This window comes from Phyllobacterium sp. YR620, from assembly GCF_900104165.1.
Lineage (GTDB): Bacteria > Pseudomonadota > Alphaproteobacteria > Rhizobiales > Rhizobiaceae > Phyllobacterium > Phyllobacterium pellucidum.
In genome coordinates, this window is sequence record NZ_FNJP01000002.1 from 351,388 (window position 1) to 372,029 (window position 20,642).

A 20,642-nucleotide genomic window follows, 5' to 3' on the forward strand; every position below is an offset into this window, starting at 1 on the left:
ACCTGGAGAATTTCATGGACACGCTTACCGCCCCTCGTCATTTGCGGCTGCACGCCAGCGACAACGTCGTCGTTGCCGTCGACTCGTTTCAGGCCGGGCAAAAAATCGAGGGCGTCACGGTTGCCGATCGGGTGCCGCGCGGCCACAAACTGGCATCGCGAGTCATTGCCGAGGGCGAGCCTGTGCGCAAGTTCGGCCAGATCATCGGCTCGGCATCAAAGCTGATCGAGCCTGGCCAATGGGTGCACGAACATAATCTGAACTACAGCGATTTCGTGCGTGAGGCGGATGCGGGCCACGCGCCGCACGGGAGCGGTTTGCTGCCGCTGACGCAGCGCGCCACGTTTGAGGGCTTCCGCCGCGCCAATGGCCGTGCCGGTACGCGCAACTATATCGGCGTCCTTACCTCGGTGAACTGCTCGGCCTCCGTGGCGCGATTTATCGCCGAGGCGGTGCGCAAGTCGGGGCTTCTCGATGAATATCCAACGATCGATGGCATCATACCACTCGTCCATGGCGGCGGCTGCGCCATGGATACGAACGGCGAAGGCTACGAGGTTCTGAAGCGCACGCAGTGGGGCTACGCCACCAACCCGAACATCGGCGCCGTGCTCATGGTCGGGCTCGGCTGTGAGGCATTCCAGATCGGCCGCTGGAAAGAAACGTATAATATCGTTGAGAACGACACGTTCCGCAGCCTGACGATCCAGGAAGTGGGCGGCACCCGCAAGACGATGGAAGCGGGCATTGCCGCCGTCCGTGACATGCTGCCAGTCGCCGCGAACGTTCGGCGCGAAACCATTCCCGCCTCGGAACTCATGCTCGCTTTGCAGTGCGGCGGGTCCGACGGCTATTCCGGCATTACCGCCAATCCCGCACTCGGCGCTGCGGTTGATCTCCTCGTCAAGCATGGCGGTACGGCGATTCTTTCCGAAACGCCGGAGATCTACGGCGCCGAGCATCTCCTCATCGAGCGCGCCTCGAACCCGCAGGCGGTGGACCGGCTGCAATCGATCATCGCCTGGTGGGAGGATTATACCGCCCGCAACAAGATGGAGATGAACAACAATCCGTCGCCGGGCAACAAGGCCGGTGGTCTCACCACTATTCTCGAAAAGTCGCTTGGTGCGGTCGCCAAGTCGGGCACGTCGCCGCTCGAGGCCGTCTACGGCTATGCCGAGCCCGTCACTTCCCATGGGCTCGTCTTCATGGATACGCCCGGCTACGATCCTGTTTCAGCGACAGGACAGGTTGCCGGCGGCGCCAATGTACTTGCCTTCACCACAGGCCGCGGCTCGGCCTATGGCTGCAAGCCGACGCCTTCGATCAAGCTTGCCACCAATACGCCGATGTACAACCAGATGATCGAGGACATGGACATCAATTGCGGTGACATTCTCGACGGTGTCTCTATCGAGGCGAAGGGCCAGGAAATCTTCGAACGGGTTCTGAAGGTTGCTTCCGGCTCGCCGAGCAAGTCCGAACAGCTCGGCTATGGCGATGCGGAATTCGTGCCTTGGCAGATTGGCGCAACGATGTAGCCGACAAGGCTGCAGGCATTGGAACGAAAACGGGAGCCATTGGCTCCCGTTTCCTTTCATTTCTGCCTCTACGGTCAGGCGGCTGTTTGCTGATGCTTGGCACGCGCCACGATCTGCGTCGGGTTGACGAAGCGCAGTGCGATGAGCAGCCAGACCAGCGTCGTGATCATGTAGACCACTGCCATCGCGTCGATCGATTGCACGGCCCGAACGCCCGACGCAAACACCGAATAGTAGAGCGCGACGACAAGTGTCTGGCTTGTCGGCCCGGCGGTTAGGAACGTCAGCTCGAACATTGCGACGGTGCGCACGAGCACGAGAAGGAGAGCCGCAAGGATACCCGGCAATAGCATCGGCAGGAGAACGTGGATGAAGAGCTGGAACGTTCCCGCACCGAAGACGCGTGCGGCGGCTTCGATCTTGGGATCGATCTGTTCGATGAACGGGATCATGACCAGGATGACGAAGGGAACTGTCGGCACGAGATTGGCGAGAACCACGCCCCAGAACGTGCCGCCCACGCCCGCCTGATAAAGTACCGTTGCGAGGGGAATACCGAAGGTGATCGGCGGGACCAGCAGCGGCAACAGAAAGAGCAGCATGACCAGTTTCTTGCCGGGAAAATCCCTGCGCGCCAGCGCGTAGGCTGCGGTCACGCCAAGTATCCCCGACAGGGCGACCACGGCGAAGACGATCTGGAAGGTGACGAGCAGGACGTCGCCGAGCTGGAACTCGGTCCAGGCGGTGAAATACCACTTCGTGGTCCATCCGGCCGGCAGCCACGTGCCGAGCCAACGGGTGGCGAAGGAAGAGAAGATCACGGTAGTGATCATCGCAAGGAGATTGAGGACAAAGAAGCCCACCAGTACCCAAACGGCGGTGATCCAGAGCTTTGCAGCAATTGTTGTGTCGCGGATCATGGATCAGCCCTTTCCGCCGGCGGTCGAGCCGCGATAGAACATGTTGCGAATGACGAGAATGGCAACGACAATCAACAGCTGCACAGCCGCCATGATCATGGCGATCGCCGATGCCATCGAATAATCATACTGCTCGAACGCCGCTTGGTAAGCCGCAATCGAAATGACGCGGGTCGGTCCCGCAGGCGCGCCCAGCAAGACCGCGGACGGAAACACCGCGAAGGCCTGGACGAAGGACAGGCAGAAGGCGATGGCAAGGCCGGGAACCAGAAGCGGCAGCATGACATGGCGGAAGCGCTGCCAACTGCTTGCGCCGTGGGTGGCGGCGGCCTGTTCCAGCGCCGGGTCGATGCCCGATACGTAGGACAACGTCAGCAGGAATGTGAACGGGAAGCCGGTGATGATCAGCGACGCGAACACGCCCCAGTAATTGTTGGTGAGCTTGAGCGGCCGGTCGATCATGCCGAACTGGATGAGGGTGCGGCTGAACCAGCCTTGCGGGCCGAGATAGTTCAGGAGCCCTTCGGCGACAAGCACCGTGCCTAATGTGACCGGAAGAACCAGGATTGTCGTCAAGAGCCGCTGATGCTTCAGCAGCCGCACCCGCAGGGCCACCGGAATGGCGATGGCGATGCTGATGATCGTCACCGGTACGGCGAGCCACAGCGTCGTGAGGATCGTATCGTAGAGAAACGGGTCGGAGAAAAACTTCTGATAATTGCCAAAGAGGCCGCCTTCCTTGGGCGTGAAGGAAAGGACCAGGCCATAGATGAATGGATAAACGAATACGGCCAGCAAGAACAGGAATGCCGGCAGTACCAGAAGCGTAACGCCATCAATGCCGCGCACCGCCAGCCGCTGGCGCAGTGGCAGGCGATACTCGGACGGAGAGGAGGATGCGGTAATGCTCGCCATGGCCGTCACGCCGCAAAAGCCAGCGCACGCGCCGGATCAACTGACAGCCAGATGGAACTGCCGAGTTCCGCGGAGTGGCCGGCGTGGAAAACAAGTTCGAGGCCGCCAGCGGTGCGCGCCGTCCCGACAAATTCGCGGCCGCGATACTCGATCGTCTCAACCACGGCCTCGACAGTCTGCGGCGATTTTTCGCCGGCAACGACGTCGTCGGCACGGGCGGCAATGACGGCCGTATCTCCGGGCTTCAGGGATGAGCGAGCGGTGCCGGTCAAGGTCGCATTGCCGACGGTGACGGTTGCGCGGTCGCCTTCCTTGGCGACGACCTTGCCGGTCAGGCGATTGCGGTATCCCATGAATTCGGCGACATCCAGATGATCGGGGCGTTCGTAGAGATCGCTTGGAACGCCAACCTGCCTGATCTCTCCGTCGCGCAGGACCACGACGCGATCAGCTAGGGACAAGGCCTCATCCTGGTCGTGGGTAACGTAAATCGTTGTTGCGCCGAGCTGATTGTGAATGCGGCGTATTTCGGCGCGCATTTCGAGCCGGAGTTTGGCATCCAGATTCGACAATGGCTCGTCCATGAGGACGAGCGGCGGTTCGATGACGATGGCGCGCGCGATGGCAACGCGCTGCTGCTGGCCGCCCGACAACTGGCCCGGCAGCTTGTGGCCCTGACCTTGCAGGCGCACGAGATTCAGTGCCTCTTCGACCCGCTTGTCGATTTCGGCCTTCGCGACTTTGCGCATCTTCAGGCCGAAGCCAATGTTCTGGCGCACAGTCATGTGCGGGAACAGGGCATAGTTCTGAAACACCATGCCGAACCCGCGATCCTCGGGCTTCAAGGTGTCGATGCGCTTGTCGTCGATGAATATGCCGCCGCCCGTGGTTGCCAGGAGCCCGGCAATGCAGTTGAGCGCCGTCGACTTGCCACAACCTGAGGGGCCGAGGAGGGCGATAAATTCCCCCTTGCGAATGGAAAGCGAGACGCTCTTCAGCGCGTTATGCGCACCGAAGGCACGGCTCATTTGATCGAGACGAATTTCGCGAAATGGCGATGATGCAAGCAGCATCTGGAAACCTCATGGCTGTGCGCGGTCCGGCATCGCCGGGCCGCGCCGATGAAACAATAAATTATGACTTCTTGGCTGCGACTTCCTCATCCCAGCGCCGGAATGCCACCACCATCGACGATGGCTCGAGCGGAACCTCGATCGGGTTGTTGGCAATCCAGTCGGCATATTCCTTGCGGCCAAATTCGGCGATCGCGTCCTGGCTTTCCTGCGGCGCCATGGAAAGCGGGACGTCCTTCACCGCCGGACCCGGATAGAAGTAGCCCTGGTCGTAGGTGTAGGCCTGTTGCTCGGGCGTGAGCAGGAAGCTCATGAGATCGAGGAGGACCGCAACCTTGTCATCTGCGACGCCTTTCGGGACGCACATGTAATGCGCGTCGGCGACCCAATGGAAGCCCTTGAGCGGAGCAACTGCAGCTTCCTTCGGAACAACGCCAAGGACGCGCGGGTTGATATCCCAGCCGGTCGTCGACACCGTCATGTCGCGCGTACCTTCGCCGAGTTCCTTCATCAGCGCGCCGGTGCCTGTTGGGTAGTATTCGATATATTGGCCGAGTTCCTTGAGGTAAGCCCACGTCTTGTCCCAGCCCTTGACCGGATCGCGCGGATCGCTATCGCCAAGAAGGTAGGGCAGGCCCATGAGGAAGGTACGGCCTGGACCGGAATTTGCCGGACGCGCATAAAGGAACTTGTTCGGGTTCTCCTTGGCCCACGCCAGCAGCTCTTCGGCTGTGGTCGGTACCTTCTTCACCCGATCCGGCATGTATTCAAGCAGCGGCCCCGAGGGGTAATAGGTAACGACGACGCCATGGTCCTTGCCGAGCGCCAGCATGCGATGAGCCGGTTCAAGATAGATTTTCGCAAGATCAGGCAGCGATGCGGCGTGATCCGGGAGAAGCTTGATCCATAGATCCTGTTCGAGCCCCGCGGAGAGCGCGTCCGTACCGGTGAGCACGAGATCGATATCGAGCCGATTGGCCGCCTGCTGTGCCTTGATCTTGCCGGGCAGTTCGGGTGCCGGCGCCTTGGTAAAGGTGATCTTGGATACCAGTTCCGGCTTCGCCTTCGCATAGTTCTCGATTGCGGCCTGCGTCAATGCAAGGTTGCCGGCAACGTCAGCGACGTTGATCGCGACCGGCGAAGTCGGCAGTGCCAGCTTCGACTGAGCAAAGAGCCGCGTGGCGGGTAGCGCGGCGACTGCTGCCAGACCGCCAATGGCCTGTCTGCGTGTAATGCGGATCATATTATTCCTCCCTTTTGATTTCCCAATGTCCTGCGGTGAGACTGCGACCGGGTTCCCGAACCGGCCTGTTTTGAGATTTGATATATTAATCTATCAGATCAGGATAGCAAGGCTTTAGTCTCTTACAGCTTTTGCTACAGTCAGAGCGGCGCCATCGCGCAGCAGTTGTTCCAGTGCCCCGCCCACGGCGCGGCGAAACTCATTATTGCCCGCAAGGTCCTCGCCAAAAATCTGCTGCATCCCTAGATAGGCGTCGAGAAGGTCGGCGACCGAGGTTTTGCCACGCGTGCGTTCGCGGAAATCGTTTGCCAGCGGATCGCGAACGTCGATCGGCTGTCCGCGCTCGTCTGTCCCCGTGGCGTAGCGCATCCAGGCCGCGACGCCGAGCGCCAGCCGTTTGAAGGGCTTGCCCTGTTCGATGCGCTTGCGGATCGTGTTCAACAGCCGCTGCGGCAGTTTTTGCGAGCCATCCATGGCGATCTGCCATGTGCGGTGGCGCAGAGCCGGATTGCGGAAGCGCTCGCGCAGCTGCGCCTTATAGGACGAAAGGTCGAAGCCTGAAAGCGGCGGCAGGGTCGGCGTAATCTCTTCGTCCATCATCGCTTCGATGAAGGCAGAAAAGCCTTCCGCCTGCATCACGTCGGATACTGTCTCGTGCCCAGCAAGATAGCCGAGATAGGCGAGAGTCGAGTGACTGCCGTTAAGGAGGCGCAACTTCATCAATTCGAACGCATCGACGTCTTCAACGAAGGTGACGCCGACTTTCTCCCATGCGGGACGCCCGGATGGGAAATGGTCCTCCACCACCCATTGCGTAAACGGCTCGGTCATGATCGGCCAGGCATCGCGCAGCCCGGTCGCCTGCTCGACAATTGTGCGATCCGTATCGGTCGTCGCCGGAACAATGCGATCAACCATCGTCGAAGGAAAGGCGACGCTTTCGCGGATGAACGTCGCCAGATCAGGATCGCGCAATTCGGCAAAGCGCAGGACGACCCGCTTGAGGGTTTCGCCGTTCGCCGGAAGATTGTCGCACGACAGGAGCGTAAACGGCTCCGTCCCGTTTTCACGACGGCGCGCGAGTGCCTCTACGATGAAACCAATCGCCGAACGCGGCGCAGCGGCATGCGCAATGTCGTGGACGATATCCGGGTGACTTTCGTCGAGTGAAGCGGTCGCGGGCGCATAGCAATAACCCTTTTCCGTTACCGTCAGCGAGATGATCTTGACGGAAGGTTCGACCATTGCCGACACAACGGCTTGCGGATTTTCAGGCGCCACAAGAACGCTCGTGATGCTGCCAATAACGCTGAAACGATCGCCGCTGCCATCACGCACGGCAACCGTATAGAGGCCGTCCTGCGGTTGCAGCGCATCTCGTGTGTCGGCACTGCGCAACGAAACCCCGAGGATGCCCCAGCGATTGTCGCCGTTCGCCAGCACGGCATCGGTGTAGACTGCCTGATGGGCGCGGTGGAACGCGCCAATACCAAGGTGCACAATCCCGGTATTTATCTCGTCTCGATCATAGGCTGGCCTTTGCACATCCTTGCCGAGGCGAGCCAGCGTGTCAGCGGACAGTTGATTTTGCTCGGTCATGTCCATTCCTAAAGCTTGTATGCCTGCTTGGCGAGGCGGTAGGAAAGTTCGACCGCCACCTCCTGCGCCTCGTCCTCATCAAGCCGGTGATCGGCGACAAGGCGTGCGAGAAATGCGCAATCGACGCGGCGCGCCATATCGTGGCGGGCAGGGATCGAAAGATAGGCGCGCGTGTCGTCGTTAAAGCCCACGGTGTTGTAGAAACCTGCGGTTTCGGTCGTCAGTTCGCGGAAGCGGCGCATGCCTTCCGGACTGTCGTGGAACCACCAGGCCGGTCCGAGGCGCAAGGCCGGATAATGCCCGGCAAGCGGCGCTAGCTCGCGGCTGTAGCTGGTCTCGTCGAGCGTGAACAGGATAAGCGTCAGCCGCGGATCGTTGCCAAATGCATCGAGCAAGGGCTTCAGCTCTTCCACGTAGCCGGTGGCGCGCGGAATGTCGGCGCCCTTGTCCGGTCCGAAGCGGCCGAAAATTTCCGGATTATGATTGCGGAAGGAGCCGGGGTGGATCTGCATGACCAGGCCGTCCTCAACGCTCATGCGCGCCATCTCGGTCAGCATCTGCGCACGGAAGAGTTCCGCATCGGCAAGAGAGGCTCCTTGCAACACGCGATCGAACAGGCTCGCAGCCTCCACCGGCGAAAGATTTGCCGTGCGGGCCGTCGGGTGGCCATGGTCAGTGGATGTCGCGCCGCGCGCCTTGAAATAAGCGCGGCGCAGGCGATGCGCTTCGAGGTAGCCGGCATAGTCGAGATTAACGCCAGCCAGTGCGACGAGATTTTCCACATTCGAGCGAAAAGCCGGCTGCGCGGCATCGACGACCGCATCGGGCCGGTAGGCCGGGACAACGCGGCCATCCCAACCTGAGCGCAGGATCGCATCGTGTGCGGCAAGATCATCTGTTGCCGCGTCGGTGGTCGAAATAACCTCGATGCCGAACTGCTTGTAGAGCGCGCGCGGGCGCATGGCCGGATCAGTCAGGCGTTCGGCGATCCGGTCGTAGAGCGTGTCCGCATTCTTTTCATTGAGCCGCTCATCGATACCGAAAACGTTTTCGAGCGCATGCTCGAACCACAGGCGGGAAGGCGTTCCCCGGAACAGGTGAAAATGCCGCGCGAACGTTTGCCAGATGGAGCGTCCGTCCGTCTCGACGGCCCCGCCATCCTTTCTCGGAACGCCAAGCGTTTCGAGGCGCACGCCTTGTGAGTAAAGCATACGAAAAATATAATGATCTGGCTTGACGAAGAGGCTTGCCGGATCGGGAAATGCTTCATCATCCGCGTACCAGCGCGGGTCGGTATGGCCGTGCGGGGAGACAATCGGCAACCGCTCAACGGTCTCGAACAAGCGCCGCGCGATGGCGCGCGCGTCAGGCTCGATTGGAAACAACCGGTCGGGGTTGAGGGCCATTCTTCAACTTCCTTGCTGCGTCATACAATAACGGGATCTAGTGGCGCTAAAGCTTGGTGCCGATGCCCGCGAGGCCATTATCTTCAGAGATTTGCCGGTATTGGCCTTGGCGAACACTAGAGAATAATATATTAGTATGTCAACACCCGATCGCGCGTGGAATGTCTCGCCGCTGCGGATCGAGGATCTAGGAATTTGGGTGGAATTCCATCATTGAGGATTGAAGGATCCAAAATGAGGAAATGGAGCGCTTGAATGGCAGTAAAGCAGGCGGGAGAAAAAAGCGTCGTCCTTTTGGCGTCCGAGACGATCGTCACGCCCGGCGCTACCAATGTGCGGCCCGTTCGGCATGGGGGAGCAGCGCCTGTTGCCCGGGTCACCACGGCGACAGCCATTTATCGCGAACTCCATGCAGCCATCGTTTCGATGGAGATGACGCCCGGTACGCCGCTGAACGAAAAGGTGCTCACCGAACGCTTCGGTGTCAGCCGGACGCCGGTTCGCGAGGCGCTGATCCGCCTCGTTGAAGATGGCCTTGTCGACGTGTTTCCCCAGTCCGGAACCTTTGTTGCTCGCATTCCTGTTGCGCTTATACCTGAGGCTGTCGTCATCCGGCAGGCGCTGGAAGGCGCGACCGTAGAGCGGGCTGCATCGCGAGCGACCGCAAACGACATTGAACGTCTGGATGAGGTTCTGGCGCGACAGCAATTCTTCGCCGACCGCCAGAACATGGGCGCATTCCATGAAGCCGACGAGGCCTTTCACGAGGCGATTGCCGCTATTTCAGGACATCCCGGCATCTGGCGCTACCTGAAGCCGGTTAAGGTACAGATCGACCGGGCCCGGCGCATGACCCTTCCCGCTCTGGGGCGCATGGAACACGTGCTTTCCGAGCACCGGATCATCCGCAATGCCATTGAGGCCCATGATGTGGCGGCAGCTTGCGCTGCCATGCGGAAGCACCTCGACGCCGTCATCCCCGATGTCGACGAATTGAGAAAAAGCCACCCGGAATCATTCATCTGATCCGGACGAGATAAAACACACCACGGAGGAATGCATGCGTCAGGGATGGCGATGGTTTGGCCCGAAGGCGGGCGTGTCGCTGGATAATGTGCGTCAGGCCGGGGCGACCGATATCGTCTCCGCGCTGCACGACGTACCGATCGGCGAAGCCTGGACCACCGCTCAGGTTCAAGAGCGCAAGTCCATGATCGAATCGACGCCGGACGGCCGCTCGCAGTTGACCTGGTCAGTGGTCGAAAGCATTCCAATTCCCGACGCCGTGAAACGGACCGGCGGGACGGCGAAGAACGAAATTGCCGCATGGATCGCCAGCATGGAAGCTCTGGCGGCCAATGACATCAAGGTCATCTGCTACAACTTCATGCCCGTTGTTGACTGGTGCCGCACCGAACTCGACTACGTCACGCCGACCGGGTCCACGGCGATGCGTTTCGACCACAACATGTTCGCTGTGTTCGATCTGCACATCCTGCAACGCAAGGGTGCCGCAAGTGAATATTCGCAAGCCGACCAGGAGATTGCGGCCGAGCTCTATGCCGGCATGGGCGCACAGGAAATCGCTGATCTTACCCGCAACATTGCCAGCGCCCTTCCCGGCTCGACCACCGAGCCGCTGACGATTCCAGCGTTCCGCGACAAGCTGGAGGCCTATTCGGGTATCGATGCCAACAAGCTTCGCCAGCACCTCATCGAGTTCCTGCTGGCCGTGACGCCCATTGCCGATGATCTCGGTGTCAAGCTGACACTACATCCCGACGATCCGCCGCGCCCGCTGTTCGGGCTTCCGCGCATCGCCTCGACGGAGGCGGACTATGCTGCGGTGTTCGAAGCGGTGCCTTCGCCCGCCAACGGCATGTGCTATTGCACGGGCAGCCTGGGCGTGCGCGCCGACAACGATCTGCCCGCAATCGCGCGGCGCTTTGCCGACCGCATTCACTTTGCCCATCTGCGGGCAACAACGCGCGAGGGCGACGGTCGCACCTTCCACGAGGCAGCGCATCTCGAAGGCGACGTCGATATGGTGGCTGTCTTGCGCGAACTCCTTGCCGAGGACCGCAAACGCGACAAGTCGCGCAGCATCATCTTCCGCTCGGACCATGGTCACCGCATGCTCGACGATCTCAACAAGGAAGTGACCCCGGGCTACCCTGCCATCGGCCGGTTGCGCGGCCTCGCCGAACTTCGAGGCATCATTCACGCCCTTGATCCACAAGCTCTCGTCTAAAAGCGATCACTTTTTACCAAATATTGCGCCCCGGCTTTCCCAAGCCGGGGCGTTCTAGTTCTTTATAGTTAATCCGTTTTAACCATATTCATGAGTCGGGTCGCGCTGCTGGGCAAATAGAGCGCAATAATGCGGTGAATATCCATCACATTATCGCCATATTTTGGATAGCAGGCAGAATACCTTTCCCATAGAGAAGCATTTTCGATCACGTTTTGAATCATATTAAGACAAGCTTTTTGAGTAACTTGGCGGCTCTCTCCAGCTGATCTCAGCCGATCTTGGTTTGGCGGGCCACCTCAGGGCCACATTTCTCCAAAATAGAAGCAATTACTCGCTCACGCCGTGATCTACTTGCCCGGGGGTCAATCTTCAATGCGTGTGTCTTCAGTCCGGCAGTTCTGCCGCGGGCTACCACAAGTGCGAACATCACCATGGTATCTATCGCAAGCATCCGCACCGTCCTTTCGGCATCGGTGCTATTCCTCATGCTCGGCGCCGTTTCAGCACATGCAGGCTCAGCCTGCGGCGGCGCATCCTGGTATGCCTTGCGTTCCAAGACTGCATCCGGCGAACGGATGAACCCATCCGATTTGACCGCCGCTCACCGCACCCTGCCCTTCGGCTCGAAGGTCAAGGTTACCAATCAGCGCAATGGTCGTTCCATTGTCGTGCGCATCAATGATCGTGGGCCGTTCATCAAGGGCCGTGTGATCGACCTCTCCAAGGGTGCCGCCAACCGGCTCGGCTTTGTCGGGCAGGGACACACCAACATCTGCATGGCTCAGCTCTGATAAGGCCTCTGGAAGCAAGGATGCGCCAGCGGCGTTGGCGTATGATGGGATTGACGTTGACCGTCGAACGTGACATCGCCATGTGAGCATTTCCTGCTCGTTTAGGGGACGTTCGATGGTACTCCAAGTCGCGGTCCAGATGGACCATATCAAATCGATCCGGATCGGCGGCGACACGACCTTCGCGCTTTGCCTTGAAGCGCAGAAGCGCGGCCACGTTCTCTTCCACTACACGCCCGACCGGCTCAGCCTGCGCGATGGCGTCGTGTCGGCGCGTATCGAGGAACTCAGTGTCCGCGATGTCGAAGGCGACCACTTCACCCTTGGTGAGCCGATCCGCCGTGACCTGTCGGAGATGGATGTGGTCTTGCTCCGCCAGGATCCGCCCTTCGACATGAACTACATCACGACGACGCATATGCTCGAGCGCATCCATCCGCAGACGCTCGTTGTCAACGATCCCGCCTGGGTGCGCAACAGTCCCGAAAAGATCTTCGTCACCGAGTTTCCGGATTTGATGCCGGAGACCCTGATCACCAAGGATCCTCAGGAGATTGTCGCCTTCCGCAAGGAGTTCGGCGACATCATCCTGAAGCCGCTCTATGGCAATGGTGGCGCCGGCGTATTCCACCTTGCCGACGGTGACCGCAATCTGACCTCGCTCCTCGAAATGTTCAGCCAGATGTTCCGCGAGCCGATCATCGCCCAGCGCTACCTGAAGGACGTGCGGGCCGGCGACAAGCGCATCATTCTGATCGATGGCGAACCCGTCGGCGCAATCAACCGTGTCCCGTCGGATAGCGATGCGCGATCCAACATGCATGTCGGTGGCCGGGCTGAGAAAACGGAACTCACCGAGCGCGAGCGCGAGATCTGCGCGCGCATTGGACCGGCTTTGCGCGAACGCGGCTTCATTCTCGTCGGCATCGACGTGATCGGCGACTACATGACCGAGATCAACGTGACCTCCCCGACGGGCGTGCGCGAGGTGAAGCGTTTCGGCGGCGCCGACATTGCCGCGCTGTTCTGGGATGCTGTCGAGGCCAAACGGGATTAAGGCTCACAGCCTGAACCGTTCACTTAATGTTCTTGTGATGTGGAATGAAATGTGCTGATGTTGCGTCATTGCACTCAGCTCTTTTCATGCCCGCATTTTCAAGGACGAAATCATGGTCACCCGCGTTCGGACGGTCGCCTTCCAGGGTATCGATGCGCAGCCCGTCGATGTGCAGGTCATGATCGCGCCCGGCAAGATGGGCATGCATATTGTCGGCCTCCCGGATAAGGCTGTCGCCGAAAGCCGCGAACGCGTTCAAGCCGCCTTGCATGCGTCCGGGTTGTCGATGCCTGTCAAGAAGGTGACCGTCAATCTTGCGCCCGCGGACCTTCCCAAGGAAGGCAGTCACTACGATCTTCCCATCGCCGTGGGGTTGATGGCCGGGCTCGGCGCCATCCCCGCCGATGTGCTGCAATCCTATGTCGTGCTTGGCGAACTCTCGCTCGACGGCACCATCACGCATGTGGCGGGGGTTCTCCCTGCAGCCATCGCCGCCAACCGCCAGGACCGGGGGCTGATATGCCCGGCCCCGTGTGGACCTGAGGCTGCCTGGGCAGGACCCGAGATCGACATCCTTGCGCCGCGCAGCCTCATTGCCCTCGCCAACCACTTTCGCGGCACGCAGGTTCTCTCCCGGCCCGAGCCGGCTATGCAGACGAGCGCGACCGGCCTGCCTGATCTTGCTGACATCCGCGGACAGGAAAGCGCACGGCGCGCACTCGAAGTCGCGGCGGCTGGCGGGCACAATCTCCTGATGGCCGGGCCGCCCGGTTCCGGCAAATCCATGTTGGCGCAACGGCTCCCCTCGATCCTGCCGCCGCTTCTGCCGCGCGAACTGTTGGACGTGTCGATGATCGCGTCGATCGCCGGCGAACTTCTCGGCGGCAAGCTTACCGACCGGCGTCCGTTCCGCGCCCCGCATCACTCAGCCTCGATGGCGGCGATGGTCGGAGGCGGCATACGTGCCCGGCCCGGTGAGGTCTCGCTCGCCCATCACGGCGTTCTCTTCCTCGATGAGTTCCCGGAATTCACGCCGCAGGTCCTCGATTCGCTGCGCCAGCCGCTGGAGACCGGCGAATGTCTGATCGCGCGCGCCAACCACCGCATCGTCTATCCGGCACAGATCCAGTTGGTGGCGGCGATGAATCCCTGCCGTTGCGGCATGGCGGGCGAGCCCGGCCATCAATGTGCGCGTGGCCCGCGCTGCCGCCAGGACTATCAGGCACGTCTTTCCGGGCCGCTGCTCGACCGCATCGACATCAGGATCGACGTGCCTTCAGTGAGCGCGAGCGATCTCATCCGCCCGGCTGCGTCGGAAGCGAGCGTCACAGTGGCGGCGCGGGTCGCACGGGCGCGCGCCGTTCAAAAGCGGCGCTACGAAGAACTCGGCGCTCCCTCGATCACGACGAATGCGCATTCCTCCGTCGCGCTTATCGAAACGGTCGCCGCACCCGATGCTTCCGGCATGGCGCTGCTGCACCAGGCAAGCGAGCAGATGCGATTCTCGGCCCGCGCCTATCACCGTGTGCTGAAGGTTGCGCGCACGCTCGCCGACCTAGACGGCCAGGAAACGGTCGGGCGCATTCACCTTGCCGAAGCAATCTCCTATCGCATGACCGCCGACAGGATGGGCGAGCCAGCGTGAGATCGAGGCAGAATGGCTGAGGGTGGCCAGGAAGCGCCTTCTCCTGCACGAACGATGCGGAGAGACGTTTATCAGGCGCGACCGCCGCGCCTGTCTGGTGCGAGAACCCTAGGTAAAGGACGGCGCAAAGGAAAACTGCCAGACCCTTGGTCCGGCAGTTCGAATTTCGCGGACTCTCCCGGTTACTGGACGGAGCCGACGAGGATGTTGGAAGGAGCTTCGATGCTGACCCAGCGCCCGGTATTGTTGGTCGCCTGGCGCTTCAGATAGGTGTACTCGGTCTCCGACCAGTTCTTCACACCGTCAACGAGGTTATCGAGAACGAAATCACCCTTGTCGGTGCGAACGGTCAGGACTGCATGACCCTCGCCATCAGGCTTGCGGACAACGGTGATCAGCAGATTGGCGGGCGAGATGCCCTGCTGCATCAGGTCGCGGCGCTTCAGGAGCACATAGTCTTCGCAATCGCCGACCTTGTCCGGATAGGCCCAATATTCCTCGACCCCGTAAATTTCCTTGTCGGTGAGCGGCTTGATCTTCTGGTTCACGTCGCTGTTGACGTTGACGATCAACTGCCAGAAATCGTGGCTCATCTTTTCGGGCATGATATTGCGGCTACGGATCGAGCATTCTTCCGGCATACGCTTGCACAACTCGTAATGACCGATTGGTTGTGAGGTGAGGCCACCGGTGGTCATGAACGCTTCAGACGCCGAGGCGGAGTTTGCCCCAAATGCGGCCGTGAAGAGCGCTGCTGCGATCCCCATCGACTTCAAAACCCGCCCCATTCCGAACATGCCCTACTCCACACCAGCAGCCTTCGTTAACAAAACGTTAATGGCCGGACGGGACATGAGTCAATCACAATGGCGCCACGGTCTTGCCATTGTTAATATATGGTTAAAATTTGAGAAGCCGCCTATCCCCACGTTCGATTGATATGCGCCGACGTGCAATTGCTGCGAAACTCTATGGCTTCCGAAGCAACATACCTCGTAAGCGAAGCCCAAAGCCGCTGCTCAAACCACTGAAAACAAACGATTATTTCTCGCACTCTTTCCGTGGAACAGATTAATCGATCTGTCTCTTCACTGCCTGAGGCTAGACCGAAGGTTCTAGCCCGCCGCGCGTTTGCCGATGGGCGTAACGTTGCTCGTCCGGCGGTTCACGCGTGCGTGATCGTTAACGAATTTGACGATTCGTGGTGCAATTTCGGCACGGAAGCGCGAACCGTTGAACACGCCGTAGTGCCCAACCTTCGGCTGCAGGTAATGCATGCGCATCTCTTTGGGGATATTCACGCAGAGGGTCTGAGCTGCCTTGGTCTGACCCACGCCGGAGATATCGTCATTTTCGCCTTCCACCGTAAGCAGCGCCACATTGCGAATGGCGGATGGATCGACAAGGATGCCGCGGTGGGTCATCTCGCCCTTTGGCAGGGCGTGACGGACGAATACGGTATCGACGGTCTGCAGGTAGAACTCGGCCGTCAAATCCATCACCGCCATATATTCATCGTAGAATTCGCGGTGCTTGTCTGCCGAGTCGCCATCCTCCTTCACGAGATGCATGAAGAATTCCTTGTGCGCCGTGATATGGCGGTCGAGATTCATGCTCATGAAGCCTGAAAGCTGCAGGAAACCGGGATAGACCTCACGCATAAAGCCCGCATGCGGCCAGGGAACCGACATGACGACATTGTCGCGGAACCAGTCGATGCCCTTTTCCTCGGCGAGTTTGTTGACCACCGTCGGATTCTTGCGGGTATCGATTGGCCCACCCATCAGCGTCATGCTCGAAGGCGCGAAACGGTCGCCATTGGCTTCCATGACCGAAACGGCGGCAAGCACCGGTACGGAAGGCTGGCACACCGCAACCACGTGCGTATCTTCGCCCAACGCATGGAACATCTCGATGACGTAATCGATATAGTCGTCGAGATCGAACTTGCCGTCAGTGAGCGAAACGGTGCGGGCGTCCACCCAATCGGTGATATAGACCTCCGCATGCGGCAGAAGCGCTTCGACGGTGCCGCGCAGCAGCGTCGCATAGTGGCCGGACATCGGCGCGACAATCAGGATCCTCGGATCGGCGGCACGCTTTGCCGGCAGGGCGCGCTTGAAATGGATGAGGTTGCAAAACGGCTTCTTCCAGACGATCTTCTCTTTGACGTCGGTCTCAACTCCGTCAACCACCGTGGTAGGCAGGCCGAATGCCGGCTTGCCGTAGGCACGGGTGGTGCGCTCGAAGAGCTCGCACATCGCCGCGATGGAGCGCCCGACTACCGTCTGGGACAATGGATTGAGCGGGTTATCATAGAACAGCTTGGTGGCATCGGCGAAAGCCCTGTAAGGCTGAAGCGCGGCATGGTTGAGTTCATAAAGTTGGTAAAACATTCCACTTTCCGATCAATCACCACAGCTGCAATTCAAGAACAATGACGCCCACATATGAAAATGTTCTTGACGGGTCAGTGACCGTAGCTGGTTTTACCGCTATTGCAATGCAACAAAGGTATGAGAGAACAGAAAAATGTTCGCATCGAAAGGCGCAGCCGCAGTTAGCCGGCTTCGGCGCCTTCGACCAGCAGCATCTCACCCTCGGCGACTGTCAGGCGGATAGCCTTGGCAGCTTGGTATTCCGGCGAATTATAGCAATCGAGCGCGGCCTGGAGCGAGGGAAACTCGATGACAACGTTGCGTCCGCGCGCCTGCCCTTCGAGCACGTGATAGGCGCCGCCGCGCGCCAGGAAATTGGCGCCATATTTCTCGAACGCAGGTTTCGCTGTGGCGATATAGTCCTTGTAGCGTTCCGGGTCTTTTACATCCATCCGCGCGATCCAGTATCCCTTGGGCATTTTCTCGCTCCTTTGATGTCCAATTATGCCGTGGCCATTTCAGCCAGAATCTCTTCCGCTGCCGAACGGCGATCCCGAGCGCCGACAATCGGGCGGCCGACCACAAGGTGGCTCGCCCCGGCGCGCAGGGCGTCTGCCGGCGTCATCACACGCTTCTGATCGCCCGCGGCGGAACCTGCCGGGCGAATGCCCGGCGTGACGATGGCAAGCTCCGGGCCGACGACCTTGCGCACAGCCTCGGCCTCCGTCGCCGCGCAAACGATCCCGCCCATGCCGGCGTTGAATGCCTGTTCGGCCCGGATCAGCACCAGCGTATGCGGGTCGTGCTCATAGCCGGCATTGACGAGATCCTGCTGGTCCATCGAGGTCAACACTGTCACGCCGAGCAAGCAAAGGTCGGATCCCCGCGCTGCCTCGACGGCGGCCCGCATGGCTTTCGGATAGGCATGCAGCGTCAGCATCGACACGCCCATTTTAACGATATTCTCAACGGCCTTCGCCACCGTGTTGTCGATGTCGAGAAGTTTCATGTCGAGAAAGACTTTCTTGCCGGAACGGGCAAGTTCGCTGGCCAGACCAAGCCCGCCGGCGAAGGCGAGCTGATAGCCGATCTTGTAGTATAAAACCGTATCGCCGAGTTCGCTGATCACCTCTTCGGCGACGTCGAGCGTCGGCACGTCAAGGCCGACGATCAGGCGCTCGCGCAAAGCCGCATCCGTCATGACAATCATCCTTTTTCTTTGATCGCATCCCATTGGCACAGATGCAGCCGATTGGAAACAGCTATTGCTGCGAGCCACCGCAAAACGCCAACTATGCGCGGGATCTGGCAAAGCGCGTGTGGTCGATCAACGATTGGCAGACCCGTTCCATCGACTTTGCCGTGCGCTCGTTGCGAAACGATCCATCCTCGGCGAAGGCTTCATGGGCATGGATCACCGAGCATTGTTCCGTGATGATCTGCGTCCCGACATTCATCAGGACCGACCGCAAATGATAGAGCCCGCGCGCACCGCCGAAATTGCCCTCGGATGAAGAGCAAAGTCCAACGACCTTGCCGGAATAGGGCTTAAGCGGCTTGTCGCCATCCTGCGAAATACGGCTGACCCAGTCGATGGTATTCTTGAGAAGCGGCGGAATGGAAGAATTGTACTCGGGCGAGGCAATCAGCATGCCATCATGAGCCGCAAAGAGCCGGCCAAGTTTCATGGCATTGTCAGGAATTCCCTGTTTCTCTTCGAGATCCTCATCCATCAACGGCAAGGGATAATCGAAAAGCGCAATAAGCGTCACATCGGCGCCGAGTTCGGCCAATGTCTTGACCGCAGCGTTTGCTACCTTCTTGCTGTAGGCACCGGTACGGTTCGACCCGGCGAACACCAGAATCTTCGGCAGCATTCAAACCCTCTATCGAAATGGCAGCAAAGGGCAATTGAGCGGAGTCAATCGACCCTGCGGTAGACCCAGAGCCGTGCCGGCGGCACGTTGCGGATAATGAAATCGAGATGCTCAATCTTGTAGTTGCCTCGCCCGGCGGGCACCGGCGAAAGCGGCCCATAGGTAATCTGGACGACGGGCCGCCCGTGCGGAATACGCCGCAGCAGATCCTCGACGATGGCAACGCGGTCACTTACGGGGAAATTCAAGAGTGGAACCGCCGAGATGACGCTGTCGAATTTTTGGTCGCGCTTCTCGCCCAGCGTGGTGTCGAGATCGAACGCATCGCCTTCGATGATGTTGACGCCAGGGAAATCCTCGCGCAGATGCTCGGCAAAATCCGACGAATATTCGACGCTATAAAGATTGGCCGGGGCGACGCCGCGATTGAGAATAGCCCGGGTGATTACCCCGGTGCCGGGGCCGAGTTCGAGCACGGGAAGCCCGGAATGCGGATTGACGACGCTCGCCATGCGCCGGGCAGTAATCGAACTCGTTGGAAGAATCGAACCCACCGCCTTTGGACCATGCATCCAACCCTTGAAGAACCGGATTTCCTCGCCGAACTTCTCGGCCAGTTTCTTCCCCAAAGGTCTCGACATGCTCATCCTCCGTCGCAGTTAGACAAGTTTATGCCGCAACACGTGACGGAAGCAAGGCCGCCAACGGGAAAAGATCCAATAAAACTACTCGCTTAGACTTTCGAAGAACTCTTTCATGCGGGCAAAGAAGCCTGACGATTGCGGGCTGTTGTCCTGCGATGAAATGCGTTCGAACTCTTCGAGCAACTCGCGCTGGCGCTTGTTGAGATTCTGCGGCGTTTCAATGGCCATCTGGATGTAGAGATCGCCCATGGCAGGCTGGCGCAGCACCGGCATGCCCTTGCCCTTGAGACGGAACTGCTTGGCATTTTGCGTGCCATCGGGAATCTTGACCCGCGTCTGCGTACCGTCCAGCGTCGCAACTTCGATCTGCCCGCCAAGCGCGGCAGTCGTCATCGAAATCGGTACCTTGCAATAGAGATCGGCACCGTCGCGCTGGAAAAACTCATGCGGCTTCAGCGAGAGGAAAATATAAAGATCGCCCGCCGGTCCGCCGCGCAATCCAGCTTCGCCCTCGCCGGTCAGGCGAATGCGGGTGCCATCCTCGATGCCGGCTGGAATGTTGACGGAAAGCGCGCGTTCTTCGGTAACGCGGCCCTGGCCCGAGCATTTGGTGCATGGATCCTTGATGATCTGGCCACGGCCATGGCATGTCGGGCAGGTGCGCTCTATCGAGAAGAACCCTTGAGCAGCGCGCACGCGGCCAGAACCGCTGCAGGTGCTGCAGGTGACGGGCGATGTGCCGACCTTTGCACCGGTACCCGAGCATTCGTCGCAGGTGATCGAGGTTGGAACGCGGATCTGCGCCGTCTTGCCGGTATAGGCCTCCTCGAGTGTGATCTCCATATTGTAGCGCAGATCGGCGCCACGCTCGCGCCCGCCGGAGCGGCGCTGGCGTCCACCGCCCATCATCTCGCCAAAAATATCTTCGAAAATATCGGCGAAACCACCGGCGCCGCCGAAGCCACCACCGCCATTCATGCCGCCATGCTCGAAGGCCGCATGACCGAAGCGGTCGTAGGCTGCCCGCTTCTGCGGGTCCTTCAGGGTCTCGTAGGCCTCGCCAATTTCCTTGAATCGGTGTTCGGCGGCTGCGTCTCCCGGATTCTTGTCGGGGTGAAATTGCATTGCCAGCTTACGGAAAGCGCTCTTGAGCTCTTTCTCATCAGCGCCTTTCGTGACGCCGAGGGTTTCGTAATAGTCAGCCTTCATCCAGACACTCGTTCCGTGAAAATCGCGTACGCTTCTTTAAGAAGCTTGTTTAATGCCGGTATTTAGGTGTTCGCCGCCGTGAATGCCATA

The 20,642-nt window shown here is 59.8% G+C and carries 19 protein-coding genes; 6 read left to right on the forward strand and 13 right to left on the reverse strand.

What is annotated here, in order from left to right; genetic code table 11:
• Nucleotides 1–14: 14 nt before the first annotated feature.
• Nucleotides 15–1,541 carry a UxaA family hydrolase gene (locus BLR72_RS08490; RefSeq protein WP_091947320.1) on the forward strand — a complete coding sequence of 509 codons (1,527 nt, stop codon included), beginning with the start codon at nucleotides 15–17 and terminating at the stop codon, nucleotides 1,539–1,541.
• 74 nt (nucleotides 1,542–1,615) lie between these two features.
• Here the strand turns inward: BLR72_RS08490 and BLR72_RS08495 are convergent, their stop codons facing one another.
• The 6 genes from BLR72_RS08495 to uxaC all read right to left on the reverse strand — a co-directional run bounded on the left by BLR72_RS08495 (nucleotide 1,616) and on the right by uxaC (nucleotide 8,697).
• Nucleotides 1,616–2,461, reverse strand: coding sequence for an ABC transporter permease (locus BLR72_RS08495; RefSeq protein ID WP_027230858.1), 846 nt, complete (start codon nucleotides 2,459–2,461; stop codon nucleotides 1,616–1,618).
• 3 nt (nucleotides 2,462–2,464) lie between these two features.
• The gene (locus BLR72_RS08500; RefSeq protein ID WP_027230859.1) at nucleotides 2,465–3,376 is read right to left on the reverse strand and encodes an ABC transporter permease; all 912 of its coding nucleotides are present in this window, start codon (nucleotides 3,374–3,376) and stop codon (nucleotides 2,465–2,467) included.
• A gap of 5 nt (nucleotides 3,377–3,381) precedes the next feature.
• Nucleotides 3,382–4,449: an ABC transporter ATP-binding protein gene (locus BLR72_RS08505; RefSeq protein WP_091947323.1), complete on the reverse strand. Its 1,068-nt coding sequence runs from the start codon at nucleotides 4,447–4,449 to the stop codon at nucleotides 3,382–3,384.
• 61 nt (nucleotides 4,450–4,510) lie between these two features.
• The gene (locus tag BLR72_RS08510) at nucleotides 4,511–5,689 is read right to left on the reverse strand and encodes an ABC transporter substrate-binding protein (protein ID WP_091948578.1); all 1,179 of its coding nucleotides are present in this window, start codon (nucleotides 5,687–5,689) and stop codon (nucleotides 4,511–4,513) included.
• Between the two features lie 117 nt (nucleotides 5,690–5,806).
• Entirely contained in the window at nucleotides 5,807–7,291 is a 1,485-nt protein-coding gene (locus tag BLR72_RS08515; RefSeq protein ID WP_091948581.1) for a mannitol dehydrogenase family protein, read from the reverse strand.
• A gap of 8 nt (nucleotides 7,292–7,299) precedes the next feature.
• Nucleotides 7,300–8,697, reverse strand: a complete 1,398-nt coding sequence (gene uxaC, locus BLR72_RS08520; RefSeq protein ID WP_091947327.1) for a glucuronate isomerase — start codon at nucleotides 8,695–8,697, stop codon at nucleotides 7,300–7,302.
• 255 nt (nucleotides 8,698–8,952) lie between these two features.
• Here uxaC and BLR72_RS08525 point away from each other — a divergent pair, with 255 nt between their 5' ends.
• From BLR72_RS08525 to BLR72_RS08545, 5 genes are all read left to right on the forward strand, one after another.
• The gene (locus BLR72_RS08525; RefSeq protein WP_091947330.1) at nucleotides 8,953–9,723 is read left to right on the forward strand and encodes a GntR family transcriptional regulator; all 771 of its coding nucleotides are present in this window, start codon (nucleotides 8,953–8,955) and stop codon (nucleotides 9,721–9,723) included.
• A 34-nt stretch (nucleotides 9,724–9,757) separates the two neighbouring features.
• On the forward strand, nucleotides 9,758–10,948 hold the full coding sequence (gene uxuA, locus BLR72_RS08530; protein ID WP_091947333.1) for a mannonate dehydratase: 1,191 nt from the start codon (nucleotides 9,758–9,760) through the stop codon (nucleotides 10,946–10,948).
• Between the two features lie 488 nt (nucleotides 10,949–11,436).
• Nucleotides 11,437–11,742: a septal ring lytic transglycosylase RlpA family protein gene (locus BLR72_RS08535; protein ID WP_051614846.1), complete on the forward strand. Its 306-nt coding sequence runs from the start codon at nucleotides 11,437–11,439 to the stop codon at nucleotides 11,740–11,742.
• A gap of 115 nt (nucleotides 11,743–11,857) precedes the next feature.
• The gene (gshB, locus tag BLR72_RS08540; protein ID WP_091947336.1) at nucleotides 11,858–12,799 is read left to right on the forward strand and encodes a glutathione synthase; all 942 of its coding nucleotides are present in this window, start codon (nucleotides 11,858–11,860) and stop codon (nucleotides 12,797–12,799) included.
• A gap of 112 nt (nucleotides 12,800–12,911) precedes the next feature.
• On the forward strand, nucleotides 12,912–14,444 hold the full coding sequence (locus BLR72_RS08545; protein ID WP_091947339.1) for a YifB family Mg chelatase-like AAA ATPase: 1,533 nt from the start codon (nucleotides 12,912–12,914) through the stop codon (nucleotides 14,442–14,444).
• A gap of 182 nt (nucleotides 14,445–14,626) precedes the next feature.
• Here BLR72_RS08545 and BLR72_RS08550 read toward each other — a convergent pair whose 3' ends face one another.
• From BLR72_RS08550 to dnaJ, 7 genes are all read right to left on the reverse strand, one after another.
• Complete coding sequence (locus tag BLR72_RS08550; RefSeq protein WP_027230869.1) at nucleotides 14,627–15,241, reverse strand: transglutaminase-like cysteine peptidase; 615 nt, start codon at nucleotides 15,239–15,241, stop codon at nucleotides 14,627–14,629.
• 318 nt (nucleotides 15,242–15,559) lie between these two features.
• Nucleotides 15,560–16,840, reverse strand: a complete 1,281-nt coding sequence (locus tag BLR72_RS08555; protein WP_091920642.1) for a polyhydroxyalkanoate depolymerase — start codon at nucleotides 16,838–16,840, stop codon at nucleotides 15,560–15,562.
• Between the two features lie 164 nt (nucleotides 16,841–17,004).
• Complete coding sequence (locus BLR72_RS08560) at nucleotides 17,005–17,301, reverse strand: DUF1330 domain-containing protein (RefSeq protein WP_027230871.1); 297 nt, start codon at nucleotides 17,299–17,301, stop codon at nucleotides 17,005–17,007.
• Nucleotides 17,302–17,324: 23 nt separating this feature from the next.
• Nucleotides 17,325–18,023 carry an orotidine-5'-phosphate decarboxylase gene (pyrF, locus tag BLR72_RS08565; protein ID WP_091948583.1) on the reverse strand — a complete coding sequence of 233 codons (699 nt, stop codon included), beginning with the start codon at nucleotides 18,021–18,023 and terminating at the stop codon, nucleotides 17,325–17,327.
• Nucleotides 18,024–18,114: 91 nt separating this feature from the next.
• Entirely contained in the window at nucleotides 18,115–18,699 is a 585-nt protein-coding gene (locus BLR72_RS08570; protein ID WP_091947342.1) for an NADPH-dependent FMN reductase, read from the reverse strand.
• A 44-nt stretch (nucleotides 18,700–18,743) separates the two neighbouring features.
• Nucleotides 18,744–19,340, reverse strand: coding sequence for a phospholipid N-methyltransferase PmtA (gene pmtA, locus BLR72_RS08575; RefSeq protein ID WP_091947346.1), 597 nt, complete (start codon nucleotides 19,338–19,340; stop codon nucleotides 18,744–18,746).
• 84 nt (nucleotides 19,341–19,424) lie between these two features.
• Complete coding sequence (gene dnaJ / locus BLR72_RS08580; RefSeq protein WP_027230874.1) at nucleotides 19,425–20,552, reverse strand: molecular chaperone DnaJ; 1,128 nt, start codon at nucleotides 20,550–20,552, stop codon at nucleotides 19,425–19,427.
• Between the last annotated feature and the right edge of the window lie 90 nt (nucleotides 20,553–20,642).

Excerpts from the sequence above, each read along its gene's own strand:
- BLR72_RS08555 (WP_091920642.1), bottom strand. The coding sequence starts at position 16,840 with ATGTTTTACCAACTTTATGAACTCAACCATGCCGCGCTTCAGCCTTAC.
- BLR72_RS08490 (WP_091947320.1), top strand. The coding sequence starts at position 15 with ATGGACACGCTTACCGCCCCTCGTCATTTGCGGCTGCACGCCAGCGAC.
- BLR72_RS08515 (WP_091948581.1), bottom strand. The coding sequence starts at position 7,291 with ATGACCGAGCAAAATCAACTGTCCGCTGACACGCTGGCTCGCCTCGGC.
- BLR72_RS08550 (WP_027230869.1), bottom strand. The coding sequence starts at position 15,241 with ATGTTCGGAATGGGGCGGGTTTTGAAGTCGATGGGGATCGCAGCAGCG.
- BLR72_RS08535 (WP_051614846.1), top strand. The coding sequence starts at position 11,437 with ATGCTCGGCGCCGTTTCAGCACATGCAGGCTCAGCCTGCGGCGGCGCA.
- uxuA (WP_091947333.1), top strand. The coding sequence starts at position 9,758 with ATGCGTCAGGGATGGCGATGGTTTGGCCCGAAGGCGGGCGTGTCGCTG.
- pmtA (WP_091947346.1), bottom strand. The coding sequence starts at position 19,340 with ATGTCGAGACCTTTGGGGAAGAAACTGGCCGAGAAGTTCGGCGAGGAA.
- BLR72_RS08560 (WP_027230871.1), bottom strand. The coding sequence starts at position 17,301 with ATGCCCAAGGGATACTGGATCGCGCGGATGGATGTAAAAGACCCGGAA.
- BLR72_RS08545 (WP_091947339.1), top strand. The coding sequence starts at position 12,912 with ATGGTCACCCGCGTTCGGACGGTCGCCTTCCAGGGTATCGATGCGCAG.
- uxaC (WP_091947327.1), bottom strand. The coding sequence starts at position 8,697 with ATGGCCCTCAACCCCGACCGGTTGTTTCCAATCGAGCCTGACGCGCGC.
- BLR72_RS08570 (WP_091947342.1), bottom strand. The coding sequence starts at position 18,699 with ATGCTGCCGAAGATTCTGGTGTTCGCCGGGTCGAACCGTACCGGTGCC.
- pyrF (WP_091948583.1), bottom strand. The coding sequence starts at position 18,023 with ATGACGGATGCGGCTTTGCGCGAGCGCCTGATCGTCGGCCTTGACGTG.
- gshB (WP_091947336.1), top strand. The coding sequence starts at position 11,858 with ATGGTACTCCAAGTCGCGGTCCAGATGGACCATATCAAATCGATCCGG.
- BLR72_RS08525 (WP_091947330.1), top strand. The coding sequence starts at position 8,953 with ATGGCAGTAAAGCAGGCGGGAGAAAAAAGCGTCGTCCTTTTGGCGTCC.
- BLR72_RS08495 (WP_027230858.1), bottom strand. The coding sequence starts at position 2,461 with ATGATCCGCGACACAACAATTGCTGCAAAGCTCTGGATCACCGCCGTT.
- BLR72_RS08500 (WP_027230859.1), bottom strand. The coding sequence starts at position 3,376 with ATGGCGAGCATTACCGCATCCTCCTCTCCGTCCGAGTATCGCCTGCCA.
- BLR72_RS08505 (WP_091947323.1), bottom strand. The coding sequence starts at position 4,449 with ATGCTGCTTGCATCATCGCCATTTCGCGAAATTCGTCTCGATCAAATG.
- dnaJ (WP_027230874.1), bottom strand. The coding sequence starts at position 20,552 with ATGAAGGCTGACTATTACGAAACCCTCGGCGTCACGAAAGGCGCTGAT.